General features: G+C 69.1%; 14 protein-coding genes. 9 read left to right on the top strand and 5 right to left on the bottom strand.

Annotated elements, in window-relative coordinates:
* Positions 1-70: 70 nt before the first annotated feature.
* The 3 genes from C5C17_RS17385 to C5C17_RS17375 form a co-directional block, all read right to left on the bottom strand.
* On the bottom strand, positions 71-328 hold the full coding sequence (locus C5C17_RS17385; protein ID WP_104254659.1) for a hypothetical protein: 258 nt from the start codon (positions 326-328) through the stop codon (positions 71-73).
* A 94-nt stretch (positions 329-422) separates the two neighbouring features.
* Positions 423-1,223 carry a 3-oxoacyl-ACP reductase FabG gene (gene fabG / locus C5C17_RS17380; protein ID WP_104254658.1) on the bottom strand — a complete coding sequence of 267 codons (801 nt, stop codon included), beginning with the start codon at positions 1,221-1,223 and terminating at the stop codon, positions 423-425.
* A 118-nt stretch (positions 1,224-1,341) separates the two neighbouring features.
* Complete coding sequence (locus C5C17_RS17375; protein WP_104254657.1) at positions 1,342-2,310, bottom strand: aldo/keto reductase; 969 nt, start codon at positions 2,308-2,310, stop codon at positions 1,342-1,344.
* 158 nt (positions 2,311-2,468) lie between these two features.
* On the opposite strand from C5C17_RS17375, the gene glnT reads away from it, so the two are divergent.
* The 7 genes from glnT (at position 2,469) to C5C17_RS17340 (ending at position 12,474) form a co-directional block, all read left to right on the top strand.
* Positions 2,469-3,908 (top strand): type III glutamate--ammonia ligase, encoded by a 1,440-nt coding sequence (gene glnT, locus C5C17_RS17370; protein WP_258066279.1) that lies wholly within the window; start codon positions 2,469-2,471, stop codon positions 3,906-3,908.
* A 52-nt stretch (positions 3,909-3,960) separates the two neighbouring features.
* Positions 3,961-4,869: a glutamine amidotransferase gene (locus C5C17_RS17365; protein ID WP_104254656.1), complete on the top strand. Its 909-nt coding sequence runs from the start codon at positions 3,961-3,963 to the stop codon at positions 4,867-4,869.
* Positions 4,857-5,603 (top strand): protein glxC, encoded by a 747-nt coding sequence (locus C5C17_RS17360; RefSeq protein ID WP_181028660.1) that lies wholly within the window; start codon positions 4,857-4,859, stop codon positions 5,601-5,603. Before C5C17_RS17365 ends, C5C17_RS17360 begins: the two co-directional genes overlap by 13 nt.
* Before the next feature lie 21 nt (positions 5,604-5,624).
* A complete protein-coding gene (locus C5C17_RS17355) occupies positions 5,625-6,989 on the top strand; it encodes an FMN-binding glutamate synthase family protein (RefSeq protein ID WP_104254655.1) in 1,365 nt (454 codons plus the stop codon).
* A 754-nt stretch (positions 6,990-7,743) separates the two neighbouring features.
* Positions 7,744-8,988, top strand: a complete 1,245-nt coding sequence (locus C5C17_RS17350) for an FAD-binding protein (protein WP_104254654.1) — start codon at positions 7,744-7,746, stop codon at positions 8,986-8,988.
* 274 nt (positions 8,989-9,262) lie between these two features.
* Positions 9,263-9,979, top strand: coding sequence for a TetR/AcrR family transcriptional regulator (locus C5C17_RS17345; RefSeq protein ID WP_104254653.1), 717 nt, complete (start codon positions 9,263-9,265; stop codon positions 9,977-9,979).
* Positions 9,980-9,993: 14 nt separating this feature from the next.
* Positions 9,994-12,474 carry a YhgE/Pip domain-containing protein gene (locus C5C17_RS17340; RefSeq protein WP_104254652.1) on the top strand — a complete coding sequence of 827 codons (2,481 nt, stop codon included), beginning with the start codon at positions 9,994-9,996 and terminating at the stop codon, positions 12,472-12,474.
* A 99-nt stretch (positions 12,475-12,573) separates the two neighbouring features.
* Here C5C17_RS17340 and C5C17_RS17335 read toward each other — a convergent pair whose 3' ends face one another.
* A complete protein-coding gene (locus C5C17_RS17335) occupies positions 12,574-13,329 on the bottom strand; it encodes a GPP34 family phosphoprotein (protein WP_104254651.1) in 756 nt (251 codons plus the stop codon).
* A gap of 77 nt (positions 13,330-13,406) precedes the next feature.
* The gene (locus C5C17_RS17330; protein ID WP_104254650.1) at positions 13,407-14,066 is read right to left on the bottom strand and encodes an XRE family transcriptional regulator; all 660 of its coding nucleotides are present in this window, start codon (positions 14,064-14,066) and stop codon (positions 13,407-13,409) included.
* Positions 14,067-14,167: 101 nt separating this feature from the next.
* On the opposite strand from C5C17_RS17330, the gene C5C17_RS17325 reads away from it, so the two are divergent.
* Positions 14,168-14,764: a hypothetical protein gene (locus tag C5C17_RS17325; RefSeq protein ID WP_104254649.1), complete on the top strand. Its 597-nt coding sequence runs from the start codon at positions 14,168-14,170 to the stop codon at positions 14,762-14,764.
* The gene (locus C5C17_RS17320) at positions 14,761-15,294 is read left to right on the top strand and encodes a ferritin (RefSeq protein WP_104254648.1); all 534 of its coding nucleotides are present in this window, start codon (positions 14,761-14,763) and stop codon (positions 15,292-15,294) included. The genes C5C17_RS17325 and C5C17_RS17320 overlap by 4 nt, the downstream gene beginning before the upstream one ends.
* Positions 15,295-15,457 lie beyond the last annotated feature (163 nt).

Below are 15,457 nucleotides of genomic sequence, written 5' to 3'. Positions count from 1 at the left end.
GTCGTTGGTGTCTGGTCCCACGACTGTACCAGTCGGTCGGTTTCGGCCCACGGGTCTAGACCCCGGACCGTCAGAGGCGGGCGGCGCCCTCGATCGCGTCGCGCCCCGACTCTCGTGATTCGAACGTGCCGAGGAAGGTGCCTTGGCCGTCATGGGCGCGGAACTCTCCCTGAACGAGCTCGACGAACCCCGCGAAGTCGTCGCCCGTCTGGGTCTCCCGCATGGCCACCCAGAGCCCGTTCGCGGGTGAGAGCCAGCGCAGTCGGCGAGGGTTCGCCTCTACTGCCGACTGAGGTGTCGACGGTCGGGGGATCTCGAGCAGGCTCATGGGGTTCCTCGGTTCGAAGTAGCGGGTGGGATAGTTAGGTTAGCTAGCTATTCCTGAGAGCGGGCATAGGGTTGTCTGAGGGCGGGGCTGGGAGTCAGGCGACGGCGTCGGGGGACTCGGGGAGCGTCTGTCCGCCGTCGACGACGATCGTCTGACCGGTGATGAACGCGGCTTCCCTGCTCGCGAGGAACGCCGCGGCGAAGCCGATCTCCTCCGCGCGGCCCAGTCTCCGCAGTGGCACGGCCGACGTCATCGACGCGAGGTAGTGCTCGCCCATCCCCTCGAGCCCAGCCGACTCGACGTTGCCCGGCAGCACGGCGTTGACGGTGATCGCGTGCTTCGCGAGCTCGATAGCCGCCGTGCGCATGAAGCCCAGCTGGGCTGCCTTGGACGCGCCGTAGTGCGACCACCCCGGGTAGCCGGTGATGGGGCCTGTGATGGATGAGGTCACGACGACCCGGCCGCGTCCCGATTCCTTGAGCGCGGGCAGGCACGCCTGGACATTGTAGATCGTTCCCTTCACGTTCGTGTCGAGCACCTCGTCGAGCTGTGCAGGCGTCATCGTGGCGAGCTCGGCCTGCGGGAAGATCCCCGCGTTGGCGCACAGCACATCGATACCGCCGAACATGTTCGTGACGGATGCGGCCAAGGCGTGGCAGGACTCCGGGTCGGCCACGTCAATCGTGAGGCCGACCACGCGGCCTGGGGCCTCTGACCCCGCAAGCTCTTCGAGCACCGCGACGGCCGCATCCACTCCCGGTCGGGAGCGGCCGGCGATGGCGACACGCGCGCCCGCCTGCGCGAACACACTGGCGATGCCGAAGCCAATGCCCTTGGTGCCCCCGGTGACGACGATGCGGGTGTCGGACAGGTCGAAGAGCGGTGCAGCTGGCATGGGGCGCCTTTCGTGGATGGGTGGGTGCGCCCATTCCATCGCGACGAGTGGCTGCTGCGACCGGTGCGAAACCTCCCCGCGATTGCTCGTAACCCAGTGTTTACGCCGAGCCGCGCCGTCACCACCAGAAGGGCGGCTGGGTGACGTACGGCGCCTCGAGCCGCGCCACCTCGTCGTCGGTGAGGGTCAGCTCGAGTGCGGCGACGGCGTCGTCGAGGTGCTTGGCCTTCGTCGCGCCCACGATGGGCGCGGCCACCGCGGGATTGCGCAGCACCCAGGCGAGCGCGACCCGCGCCATCGGCACCTGCCGTTCTGCGGCGACCTGCTCGACGACATCGATGATCGGACCATCGGCGTCGGCGTCGAACGCCTTCGCGACCGTGTCGACCTCGGCGCGCGACGACGATTCGCCGCGCGGGCGAGTCAGGCGCCCCTTGCCGTTCGGCGAGTAGGGCACGAGGCCGACACCCATGTCGGCGCACATGGGGATCATCTCCCGCTCCTCCTCGCGCTTCAGCAGGTTGTACTGGTCTTGCATGGCGACGAAGGGTGTCCATCCGCCGACCGCCGCAGCCTGCTGCAGCTTCGCGAACTGCCACGCGTACATCGACGATGCTCCGAGGTAGCGCACCTTGCCCGCGCGTACGAGGTCGTCGAGTGCCTGCATCGTCTCCTCGACCGGGGTCGCGTCGTCGAAGCGGTGGATGTAGAGCACGTCGACGTGGTCGGTGCCGAGCCGCTCGAGGGAGGCATGCGCCTGCTCGAGGATCGCCTTGCGCGACAGGCCGGAACCGCCCGGGCCATCATGCATCTTGCCGGAGACCTTCGTCGCGAGCACGATGTCCTCGCGGCGGCTGAAGCGGCGCATCGCGCGGCCGATGATCTCCTCGCTGGTGCCCTGCTGGTAGACGTTCGCGGTGTCCCAGAAGGTGATGCCGAGCTCCACTGCTTGGCGCAGCAGTGGAGCGGCGGCCTCGTCGTCGAGGGTCCAGCTGTGCAGGCCGCGATTCGGGTCGCCGAAGCTCATGCAGCCGAGGGCGAGGCGGCTGACGCGGAGGCCGGTTCGGCCGAGGTTCGTGTACTCCATGCCAGGAGCGTATGGCGGACCACCGACATCGGGGGAGGTCCTGCGAGTACCCGTGTCGTGATGCCCGGCCTCCCGCGCCCGCGTTGCCGTAACCCAGTGTTTACAGGGGCGAATGCTGTGGAAACATCCGTCTGTCTACTATTGGCGAACAAGGTTTCATGTCAGGTAACATCAACAACATGCGGGAGACGACCATGACGCAACTAGCCCCCAAGCTGGTCGAGGCCACCCCACCAAGCGGGGAGAGCCTCGCCGCCGGCGACCGCATCACGCTCCGCGACCTCGCGCGGGCGCACGGCGTGAACTTCATCCTCGCCACCTTCGTCGACCTCAACGGGAAGCCGTGCGCGAAGCTCGTCCCGACCTCAGCGGCCGACGAGCTCGAAGCGGGCGCCCTCGGGTTCGCGGGCTTCGCCGCCGGCCTCATCGGCCAGGAGCAGCACGACCCCGACCTCATCGCGATCCCCGACCTCGACTCGTTCACTCCGCTGCCGTTCGTCCGCGAAGGCCTCGCGCTCGTGCACTGCGACCCGCACGTCAACGGCCAGCCGTGGCCCTACGCGCCCCGCAACATCCTGAAGCGCGCCATCGCCGAGCTCGCCACGCGCGGCATGACAGCCAAGGTCGGCGCCGAGGTCGAGTACTTCCTCGTCGACCGTGCCCACGACGGCACCCTCGCCCCGGCCGACAAGCGCGACAACGGCCCGCGCCCCTGCTACGACGCCCGCGGCGTCACGCGGATGTACGACCACCTCGCAGCTGTCTCGACCGCCATCAACTCGCTCGGCTGGGGCAACTACGCCAACGACCACGAGGACGGCGCCGGCCAATTCGAGCAGAACTTCGACTACGCCGACGCCCTCACCACCGCCGACCGGGTCATCACGCTCCGCTACATCCTCAACGTGCTCGCCGAGGAGCGCGGCATGACGGCCACGTTCATGCCCAAGCCCTTCACCAACCGCACGGGCACGGGCCTCCACCTGCACCTCTCCCTCTGGAGCGAACAGGACGAGCCGCTCTTCCCCGCGACGACGGGCACCGAGAGCGAAGCGGATGCGCGCGGCCTCGGCCTCTCGCCCGTCGCATACGGCTTCGTCGCGGGCCTCCTCCAGCACGCCCCCGCACTGCAGGCATTCCTCGCACCCTCGGTGAACTCGTACAAGCGCATCGGCACGGCGACGTCGAGCTCCGGGGCGACCTGGTCGCCTCGCAAGGCGTCATACGGCGGCAACGACCGCACGCACATGGTGCGGGTGCCGGACAACAAGCGCGTTGAGCTCCGTTCCGGTGACGGCGCCGCCAACCCCTACCTCGCGGTCGCCACGTCGATCATGGCGGGCATCGACGGCATCGACAACAGCATCGACCCAGGCAACCCATCGGGGCCAGGGCAGGCACCGGAGGGCGCGGCAGTGCTCCCCGCAACGCTCCTCCACGCCGTCGAAGCGCTCCGCCACGACCCCGTGATCCTCGCCAGCCTCAGCGGCGACGAAGCCACCGGCCGCTACTTCGCCGACGCCAAGGAGACCGAGTTCCTCACCTGGCACGCCCAGGTCAGCAACTGGGAACTCGACACCTACCTCACCGCCTTCTAACCACCCGCATCCAGAAGCCAGACCAGCTCACCCCTTCGAAAGGACCACGCCCGTGTGTGGAATCGCCGCGCTGCAGTTGCGCAACCCCCAACTCAGGCCGCAGATGGGCGACCTGCTCTCGACCATGCTGTGCGAGATGGTCGACCGCGGACCCGACTCCGCCGGCCTCGCCGTCTACGACAACCCCGACCTCACCGGCAGTGCGGCGTCAACCCTCAGCCTCCTCGGCGGCACCCAGATGCTCACCGCAGAAGAGCTGACGGCCGAGCTCGAGCGCACCCTCCCAGCAGGCGCCGCCCCCAAAGTCTCCGTCATCGGCGACACAACGCTCGTCAGCGGCGAGCTATCGACGAGCATCCTCGCGGACGCGGTCAGCGCCGCCCTCCCGGCCGCCACCATCATCGGCCGCGGCGGCCACCTCGCCGTCATGAAGAGCGTCGGCAACCCCATGGACGTCGCCTCCAACCACGGCCTCGAGTCGATGTCCGGCAGCCAGGGCGTCTCCCACACCCGCATGGCCACCGAGTCGGCAGTGACCGCCGGCGGCACGCATCCGTTCGCCGTCGCCGACGACCTGTGCCTCGTACACAACGGCTCCTTCTCGAACCACGCGTCCATCCGCCGCGAACTCAAGCGCACAGGCGTGCAGTTCGACTCCGAGAACGACACCGAGGTCGGCGCCCGCTACATCGCCTCCCGCCTCGAACAGGGCGACACCCTCGAGGAAGCCCTCATCAACCTCGGCGACGTCTTCGACGGCTTCTACACGCTCGTCGTCACCACCGCCGACAGCATGGCCATCGTGCGCGACCCCATCGCCTGCAAGCCCGCCATCGTCGCCGAAACCTCCGACTACGTGGCCATGGCCTCCGAGTACCGCGCCCTCGCGCAGCTCCCCGGCATCGAATCGGCCGACATCTTCGAACCAGTCCCCGGAAAGGTCTACACGTGGTCACTCTAGACAGCACCCAGTACGCGGCAGCCCCAGCGGCTGCGCCCGCCCCCACCTCGCCCCCGGCGGCCAGCATCACCACGATCGACCTCGCCGGGCAGGACGTGCGGGTCGTGAACGCGGCAGTGCAGACGGCCGAACACGGAACCAGGTGGCGCATCCAGCACCCCGCCGGCAAGCACAACGTGGCGGTCGGCATCACCTCCGCCATCGACGTCACGATCGACGGACACGTCGGCTACTACGCCGCCGGAATGCACCAGCAGGGCTCCGTCACGATCAACGGCAACGCCGGCGTCGGGCTCGCCGAGAACATCATGAGCGGCACCGTGCACGTCACGGGCGACGCCTCCCAGTCGGCGGCCGCCACCGGCCACGGCGGACTCGTCGTCATCGACGGCAACGCGGGAGCCCGCTGCGGCATCTCCATGAAGGGCGTGGACATCGTCGTGGGCGGCAGCATCGGCCACATGTCGGCGTTCATGGCGCAGGCCGGACGCCTCATCGTGTGCGGCGACGCGGGCGAGGCCCTCGGAGACTCCATCTACGAGACGCGCATCTACGTGCAAGGCACCGTCCAATCGCTCGGCGCCGACTGCATCGAGAAGCCCATGCGCGACGAGCACCTCGCTGAACTCGCCGAACTGCTGCTCGCCGCCGGCCGCGACGACGACCCCGCAGCATTCACGCGCTACGGCTCAGCCCGCAAGCTCTACCACTTCAACGTCGACAACGCCTACTAGGCCGAGCAGAGAGAGCCAGCCATGACGCTCACCGAACAGCCCACATCCACGGCCACGCAGTCACCCGCACAGCTCGCCGAACTCGGCCTCCGCGAGTCCGCGACCTTCGACCGCGCAACCATCTCCGACATCCAGCGCGCCGCCCGCACCGGCATCTACGACATCCGCGGGTGGGGAGCGAAGCGGCAGCTGCCGCACTTCGACGACCTCCTCTTCCTCGGCGCATCCATGTCGCGCTACCCGCTCGAGGGCTACCGCGAACGCTGCGGCACCGACGTCCTGCTCGGAGACCGCTTCGCGTCGAAGCCGCTGCACCTCGACATCCCCGTCACCATCGCGGGCATGAGCTTCGGCGCTCTCTCCGCGAACGCCAAAGAAGCCCTCGGGCGAGGCGCATCCGAAGTCGGCACCTCAACGACCACCGGCGACGGCGGCATGACGCCCGAAGAGCGCGGCCAGTCGAAGCACCTCGTCTACCAGTACCTGCCCTCCCGGTACGGCATGAACCCCGACGACCTGCGCAAAGCCGACGCGATCGAGATCGTGCTCGGCCAGGGAGCGAAGCCAGGCGGCGGCGGCATGCTGCTCGGGCAGAAGATCACCGAGCGCGTCGCCGGGATGCGCACCCTGCCCATCGGCATCGACCAGCGCTCCGCGAGCCGCCACCCCGACTGGACGGGCCCGGACGACCTGACGATCAAGATCGCTGAACTCCGCGAGATCACCGGCTGGGAGAAGCCGATCTACGTGAAGATCGGCGCATCCCGTCCGTACTACGACACTGCGCTCGCGGTGAAGGCCGGTGCCGACGTGGTCGTGCTCGACGGCATGCAGGGCGGCACGGCGGCGACCCAGCAGGTGTTCATCGAGAACGTCGGCATCCCGACGCTCGCCGCCATCCCGCAAGCCGTCGCGGCGCTGCAGGAGCTCGGGATGCACCGCAAAGTGCAGCTCATCGTCTCCGGCGGCATCCGCACGGGCTCCGACGTCGCGAAGGCCATGGCGCTCGGCGCTGACGCGGTCGCCATAGGAACGGCCGCGCTCATCGCACTCGGCGACAACGACCCCCGCTACCAGCAGGAGTACGCCGACATCGGCTCAGCCGCGGGCTTCTACGACGACTTCCAGGACGGGCGCGACCCCGCCGGCATCTCGACGCAGGACCCGGAGCTCGCCTCTCGCCTCAACCCCGTCGAGGGCGGGCGACGCCTCGCGAACTACCTGCGCGTCCTCACCATGGAAGCGCAGACCATCGCCCGCGCGTGCGGCAAGTCGCACATCCGCAACCTCGAGCCAGAGGACCTCGTCGCCCTGACCGTCGAATCGGCGGCCATGGCCAATGTGCCGCTCGCCGGCACCAGCTGGATCCCCGGCAAGCAGTACTGAGGACCGAGCCCAGCTGGCCGACCCAGCTGCAGAGCGCCGCCCACGGGCCGGCCTTCGCACCCCGCGGTGCGGAGTCCGGCCCGTGGGTGCGCGCGTATCACCCCTGGTGACAGCCCCCCCCCCCCGGCACGCGCAAGGCTTCATCGCGTGGGGCCAGCTTCGGTGACTGCGGAAAGCTCTGGTCCAGTTGCCCTCCGGTCAGGCGTCTGTAGTCACCGAAGTTGTTCGGATACCTCGGAGATGCCTCGTAGAGCGGGTTCGAGCAAGACGGATCTCACGGCCGCGGCTCGCCGACGAGCGCGCTGCAGAGGTGCCGTGGTGCCGCGGCGGTGCGATCTCGGCAGGCGCCACGCCGGTTCCGCCGACGACGAAGACACCCGCGACATGTTCGGTGACAAGAGGCCGTCTGCGGAGCGTTCTGGTCGGATCTGCCCCTGCAGTCACCGAAGTTGTCAGGTGCCGCGCTCAGCGTCTTCGGATTGAGCGAGGCGCTCCGCTCAAGAACCTTGCGAACTTCCACGATGCGTCGACCGTCGAGCTCTGGCTCGCCGACGACGACGTGTACGCCAAGAACACGCTCGAGGACCCGGAGCGGGTGGGACTCGTTGCCAACGACACCGCCCACGTCGAAGACGGAGTGCTGACGGTCACCCTGCCCCCGTATCGTGGACGGCGGTAGAGCTCCGAGTCTGACAACCTGGCCGAGCCCCGCCGGGTGCATCCACTTCGCAACGTCGCAGAAAGCAGGACAGCAGTGACCTCCAACTGGGCTGGCAACATCACCTTCGAGGCGGAGCGCGTCGCCGCCCCGACGAGCACTGCGGAGGTCAGCGAAGTGGTCCGCGCCGCGGTGGCTGCCGGGAAGTCGGTGCGGGCCCTCGGCAGCGGGCACTCGTTCAACCGAATCGCCGACACGAGCGGAGTGCAGGTCTCGACGCGAGGGCTGCGCAGCCCGCTCCGCATCGACGAGGACCGGCGGTGGGTGTCGATCGGCGCCGGCACCCGCTACGGCGAGCTCGCGATCGACCTCGCCGAACACGGCCTCGCGCTCGCGAACCTCGCCTCCCTCCCGCACATCTCGATCGCCGGTGCGGTCGCGACGGGCACACACGGTTCCGGAAACACCAACCGGAGCCTCGCCGCCGCCGTCGCCGCCATCGAGTTCGTCGCGGGAGACGGGGAAGTGGTGGTGCTCGAGCGGGGCGACGAAGGGTTCGACGGGGCCGTCGTCTCGCTGGGCGCCCTCGGAATCGTGACGCGCATCCGCCTCGACGTCGTGCCCCACTTCGAGGTGCGGCAGCGGGTCTTCGAGAACCTGCCGTTCGCAGCGCTGCTCGAGAACTTCGACGAGATCACCGGCGCCGGCTACAGCGTGAGCGCCTTCACGACGTGGGCCGAGCCCGAGACCATCGACCAGGTCTGGGTGAAGCAGCTCGCCAGCGAGCTCGCGCCGGGCGACTTCTCCGGTGCCACGCCCGCCACCGAGGCGCTGCACCCCATCCGCGGCATCTCCGCAGTTGCCTGCAGCGAGCAGTTCGGCGTCGCCGGCCCCTGGTACGAGCGGCTCCCGCACTTCAAGCTCGAGTTCCAGCCCTCCAACGGAGCCGAGCTGCAGAGCGAGTACCTCATCCCGCGGCTCCGGGCGCAGGATGCGCTGCTCGCGCTCGCGGGCATCGCCGACCGCATCCGGCCCCACCTGCTTGTCAACGAGGTGCGCACGGTCGCGCGCGACTCCCTCTGGCTGAGCCCCATGCACGGCAACGACGTCGTCGGCCTGCACTTCACGTGGAAGCAGGACCCGGAGGTCGCCGAGCTGCTGCCGCTGCTCGACGAGATCTTCGAGCCGCTCGGCGGTCGTCCGCACTGGGGCAAGGTCTTCGACGAGCGGATCGACGTCGCCGAGCGGTACCCGCGCATCGGCGACTTCCGGAAGCTCGTCGGGCGCTACGACCCGAACGGCGTCTTCGCGAACGACTTCACGCGACGCGTGCTGCGGTAGCGCGGGGCTGGGCTGCGGCTGCGGCTGGGCTCGCGTGTTCGGGCTCTCGCTCGTCCGCGCGTGACCGCCCTTGCCGAGGAGGCCTGACCAACATCAGTGCAATAAGGACTCGTTTCGAGCCCTGGCGCTCGGAACGGCCCGTTTCTGCACTGATGTTGGTCACAGGGGAGCTCGCTTGGCCTTGCCGCCCCCACTGCGCCTCGATTTTCCCTGTTGCGTTCTCACGCGGCCGTGCTAATTTACATTTGTAAATTAGTTCTGACCGAGGAGAGCCGTGATCCAGGAAGACGCGAGGTTCGTCCGTTCGCGGGCGGCACTCATCGCTGCCGTCGTCGAACTGCTCGACGAAGGACGCGACGCAGCTCAGCTCAGCATCACTGACATCGTCGGCCGGGCCGGGGTGAGCCGCCCCACCTTCTACAAGCATTTCGACGACACGGCCGCGCTCATCCGCGAGGCTGCCCTGCAGCGTCTGCAGTCGACCTTCGATCGGATTCCGAGCGTCGGCGACGACCCCTCCTGGCCCACCTTCGTGCGAGGCACGCTTCGCGCGCTCCTCCGCGAGCTCGACGCGGACGCCCCCTTCTACCGGGCGGCCCTCGAGAGCAGCTTCGGCCTCCTCACGGGCGACGTGATCGCCTACCTCGCCACGAGGCTCCTCGAGTCGTCACCGCTCGGCCCCGTCATCCGCCGGCGCCCCGGACCAGACACCCCCAGGGACCGCGCCGAGTTCCTCGCGGCCGGCGCCATGTGGCACGTCACCCGATGGCTCTTCGCCGACGCCAAGACCACCGCCAAAGCCGATGCCGCAGCCGATGCCGCAGCCGCAGCCGAGGTCACGGTGGCCGTGGGCAACGCCCCCGGCTCGCCGGCCGCTGCTCGCGCATCCACCGACGAGCTCGTCGAGCGCCTCTCCTCCCTGCTTCTCGCATCCTCCGGCGCGACTGCCGCCGAGCTTGACGCCCTCCGCGCCGAGCACGTTCGCTCATAGGACTTCACACCCACATGCGTTCCTTCTCTCTTCCCGCCTTCGTGCGCTCGCACCGGCGGACGCTCATCGTCATCGTCGGCATCGCGCTGATTCCCCTGATCTACGCGGGTTCGCTGATCTGGTCGAACGAGGACCCGACGCACCGCCTCGACCACATCAACGCGGCCATCGTGAACAGCGACCAGGCGGCGACCCCCGCGACCACCACCGACGGCGAGCCCGCCGACCCCGTCGATCTCGGCGCGACGCTCACCGAGAAGCTCGTCGACAGCACCGAGTCGAACAACTTCAGCTGGCACGAGATGTCGGCCGATCAGGCGCAGAGCGAGCTCGAGTCCGGCAAGGTGCTCGCCGTGCTCGATATCCCAGCTGGCTTCTCCGCGGCAGCGGTCTCGGCGGGCGGCGACGACCCGCTGGACGCGGCCATCGCCCGCCTCTCCATCACCACGAACGACGGCGCGAACATCATCGTCGGCAACATCGCGTCGACGGTCGGCACGACGGTGGCCGACGAGCTGGCGACAGAGGTCTCCGACGAGTACCTCCGCAACGTCTACGTGGGCTTCACCGACATCCACGAGAGCGTCTCCGAGGCGGCCGACGGTGCGACAGAGCTCAACGACGGTGCCGAGCAGGCACGTACCGGCTCCGCCCAGCTCGTCGTCGGGCTCGGCCAGCTGCGCGAGGGAGGGCTGAGCCTCGCCGACGGCAGCGCCACGCTCGCCGACGGAGCGTCCCAGGTGGATGCTGGCGTGCAGCAGCTCAACGCCGGTCTCGTCACCGCCAACTCAGGTGCGCAGACGCTCAGCTCCGGTGCGGCATCAGCGAATTCGGGCGCGCAGCAACTCAACACGGGAGCTGCGACCGCGAACGCCGGTGCGCAGGAGCTGAGCACGAAGCTCGCAGAAGCAAGCTCCGGTGCGCAGCTCCTCAGCGATGGGCTCGCGGAGTTGAACTCCAAGACGAGCGGCCTGCCCGCGAACATCACGACGCTCACGACAGGGGCGACGACTCTTGACGCTGGCGCGACAGCTCTCGCAGGTGGCCTCGAGACCGCCGTGGCATCCAGCAGAGAGCTCAACGATGGAGCCGTTGCTCTCGCCGCCGGAGCTGGGGACCTCTCAGGCGGCATCGATTCCCTGCTCGCCAACTACGACTCCCTGTCCGACGCCCAACGGAAGGAACTGCTGACGCAGCTCTCCACCGCTGGCCAGACCCTCGGCTCGAAGTCTGGCGAACTCAGCACCGGTACATCCGCGCTCGTCGGTGACGCCGCCGCGGGGACCGGGCTGAGCTACCTCCAGGCGAAGTCGACCGAACTCGCGGCTGGTGCCACCAAGCTCTCCGACGGCGTCTCACCGCTCAGCGGTAACGTCGACGAGCTCGTTGCCGCGGTCTCAACTGTCTCGACCAAGTCGGCGGAACTCGCGACCGGGGTGGAGCAGCTCTCCACCGGCGCTTCCACGCTCGCGACGGGCACCCAGTCGCTCGCCGACGGAACGTCGACGCTGGCGACCGGAACCCAGTCGCTCGCCGACGGCGCGTCCTCGCTGGCGACGGGCACGCAGACACTCGCGGACGGCGCATCCACGCTCGCGCAGTCCACGCCGCAGCTCGCCTCGGGCGCATCTGACCTCTCGTCGGGCGCGACAACCCTTGCCGACGGAACCGCCGACGCCGAGTCGGGCGGTGCCGAGCTGAACGACGGCATCACGCAGCTCGCGGACGGCAGCAAGACCCTCGCGGATGGCCTCGACGACGGGGTCTCCGACATCCCGAGCTACACGGATGCGCAGGCCGATCATCTCGCCGGCGTCACGTCGACGCCAGTGGAGATCACGAAGACCCGCCTCAACGAGGTACCCGCGTACGGCTACGGTCTCGCGCCCTACTTCATGACGCTCGGCCTCTGGGTCGGTGCGCTCGCCTTCTACCTCATGTTCCCGCCGCTGCGCGAGCGTCTCGTGCTCGGCCGCCAGCCCGCGATCGTCGTGGCGCTGCGCAGCTTCGCTCCCGGCGCCATGCTCGGCGCCGCGCAGAGCCTGCTCATGCTCACGATCGTTCGCTTCGGACTCGGGCTCGAGCCTGCCGACATGCTCGGCCTCGTCGCACTTGCGCTGCTCACGAGCGTCACGTTCGTCGCCGTCAACCAGGCGTTCAACGCGCTGCTCGGCCCTCCCGGGCGCTTCCTCGCGCTCATCATGATCGTGCTGCAGCTGTCCTCGGCGGGCGGCACCTACCCGGTCGAGACGGCGCCCGCGTTCTTCCAGCTGATCCACTCGTGGCTGCCGTTGAACTACGCCGTCACCGCGTTCCGCTCCCTCGTCGCCGGTGGCCCGATCGGCATCGGTGAGGCGTATGGGATGCTCACCGTCTGGCTCGTCGCGGCCCTCGCGCTCACGACGCTGTCGATCGTCATCAAGCGCCGCCGGGAGCGCCTGAAGCCGGCGGTTGCGCCCGCTGCTGCGCGCATCCCGGAAGCCTCCGCGGTATAGGGGTTCGGCGACTGCCGAAGCGGCGCTTCGGGATGGCTTCCGCGCTTCGGGATGGCTTGCAACCCATCCCGAAGCGTGCGGGCCATCCCGAAGCTGTCGTCAGGCCGGCCGCGGCGCCGAGTTGTTCGCCGCGTTGGCGGCGACGCTCGCCGCGACTGCAGCGTTGATGGTGATGGCGTTCATGGTTCGGGCGACCGCTGAGCTGGCCGCGGTGGCTCCCCAGTCGCCGGCTTCGAGGGCCTTGGCGCGGTTGATGACGTCGGTCTCCCAGGGGAGCTCCCGGTGCAGTGTCGGCATCGACCCGCTCGCGGAGATGAGCGCCGCGAGGGCAGCGGTGCGAGCGTCGGGTTCCGCGCCGTCGATGAGCACGGCCTGCACGCGGCTCATGAGCGTGGCACGGCGTCCGGTGTCGCCCAGGCTGAGCGTCGTCTTCGGGATGAACCCGAACGTCTTGCCCTGCTCGCGGGTGAGGTCGCCGCGGAAGATGAGGCTCTCGAGCAGCTGCCCGCGGAGGTTCGGCCCGATGGCGGCGAGCATCCCTTGCACCTCGCGCCGCTTGTCCCGCGAGTACTCCCAGGCCGACCGCAGGATCTCGTCCTCGGGCGCCTCATCGCCGACCGAGAGCACAAGCGTGCCGCGAAGCCCCGCCTGCTCGATTCCGATCTGGTCGTTCAACGCCAGTTCGGTGAGCACCGCCCCGCCGAGCACGTAGAAGAGCGTGCCCTCGCCGCCGATGGTGCCGTCGTCCGGGTTGAAGAGGAGCAGCAACAGGTCTTCCGCGAGCAGCGGCTGCCGCTCGCTGGCCTGGCCGGTGCCGGTGCCGTCGGCGTCGTGGATGCGGTCGGGCTGTTCCATGGATCCCCCTGGCTGGTGCGCGAGTCGTGGTGCGCGCCAAGCTAGCATCCGAGCCTCAGACCGATTCTTGGCGCACGTCAGCCCTCCGCGCGGTCTCCGTACGCGGTGACCGACAGGAAGCGGGCGGGAAGCTCGATGAGCTCTTCCGGCCCGTGGGGGCCCTCGCCGTCGAACTGGAGGGTGTCGCCTGGGCCCATCTCGTAGCGCGCATCCCCGTGCCCGTAGGCCATGCGGCCTTCGAGCATGTAGAGCAGCTCGGTGCCTGGATGCTGGAACAGGGGGAAGACCTCGCTCGCCTCGGTGAGGGTCACGAGCACAGCTTCCATGCGCTTGTGCTGGCCGCGCAGGGCGCCGAGCAGCTCGTAGAGGTGGCCGGATCGTGAGCCTCGGCGCACGATCTGCGCGCCGTGGCCTGCTGGCACGTAGACGGCTTCGCGGTCGGAGTCGACGCCGCGGAAGAGCGCCGTGACGGGCACGTCGAGGCCGTGGGCGAGGCGGCCGAGGGTGGTGAGGCTGCAGGAGGTGAGCGCGTTCTCGATCTTCGAGAGCATGGCCTTCGAGATGCCGACCTTGTCGGCCATCTCGGCGACGGACAGGCCGGTCGCGAGCCGGTACGCGCGCACCTGCGCGGCGATGGCACGCTCGAGGTCGCCCGGTTGCGGTCCGACCGTGGCTGGGTCGATCTCGCGGTCCACCGAACCCACTCCGATCTCGTCGTGGTCGTGTGCGTCGCTCATGCAGCCTCCGGGGTTTCGCTCAAGCCTAGCTTTCGAGCGTTCGGGAGTCGGACGCCTGGCATCGTTTGGCTTTGGGTGCGTCTTGCCCCTAGCGTTGCGGCATGATGAGCGCGAGCGCGAGCGCAGGGGCAGAGCGTGGCTGGGTTCTGCGCGCGGCGGTCAGGGCCGGGCTGCTGACGGTCATCGCCGGGTTCCTGGCCTACATGCTGCTGATCTTCCCGGGGGCGGCGGCCGCTTCCGACGTCGATCGCGACTCGGCCGAGGGCGCCCGCCTCGCCGGCACCCTCATCCCGATCGCCGTGGCGAGCATCGCTGCCGCGCTGGTGCTTGGGGTCTGGCTGACGCTCGACGTTGCTCGGGCGATCAGCCTCAGCTTCCAGCGCGCGGTGTCGAGGGGTGAGCGGATGCGGCTGCGAGCGTCGCTGCCGTGGGTCGCCGCGCTCGCGGTGCTGGTCGCGGTGGGCTGTGCGACGCTCAGCGTCGCCGTCATCGTGGACAGCATCGTCGCCGGTATCGGCGTGGATGCGGATCAGACCAAGTACTGGGGGAGCACCGGCGCGATCATCGGGGACGCGTTCGGCGCGGCCTGCATCCCGTTCGTGCTGGCGACGGGTGTAGCGCTGGTCACGTGGACGATCCGCGCGGCAACGAAACTTGACCGCCACGCGAAACCCGCCGGGAGTAGCGTTGCGACGTGACTTCTTCTTCGTTCAATGACCTTCTGACCGCCCAGATCGGCAACGAGTTCTCGGCATCGCAGCAGTACATCGCGATCGCCGTCTGGTTCGACGACCACGATCTCCCGCAGCTCGCGGCGCACTTCTACCAGCAGTCGGTCGAGGAGCGCAATCACGCGATGATGCTCGTGCAGTACCGCCTCGACCGCGACCTCGGCGTCACGATCCCCGGGGTCGCCGCCCCCAGGACCGAGTTCGCGAACGTCGTCGAGCCCATCGAGCTCGCGCTCGAGCAGGAGCGGGAGGTGACGTCGCAGATCGAGGCGCTGTTCCGCGCGGCTCGGGCGGATGGCGACGCGATCGGCGAGCAGGCGATGCTCTGGTTCCTGAAGGAGCAGGTCGAGGAGGTCGCCTCCATGTCGACGCTCGTCACGATCGCGAAGCGCGCCGGCGACAACCTCTTCGATATCGAGAACTTCATCGCCCGCGAGACCGTCGGCGACAGCGGGCAGGATGCGGACGCTCCCGCCGCGGCTGGCGGGGCGCTCTAGGGCTCGCGCTCGCCGGCGTTCGTCGAGGCTCGTCGACATCCGCCGCCCCGTGGCTCGCCCGTTTCGGGATGGCTTCCGCGCACGCAGGTGGCTTACAAGCCATCCTGAAGCGCGAAAGCCATCCGGAAAGAAAGGGGTGGGGCCAGAGGGGCGGGTCCGGAGG

Origin of the sequence: Pseudoclavibacter sp. RFBA6 (assembly GCF_002931575.1) — a bacterium.
In the GTDB taxonomy this organism is placed as follows: Bacteria; Actinomycetota; Actinomycetes; order Actinomycetales; family Microbacteriaceae; genus Pseudoclavibacter; species Pseudoclavibacter terrae.
This window is presented reverse-complemented; position numbering and strand designations above follow the sequence as displayed.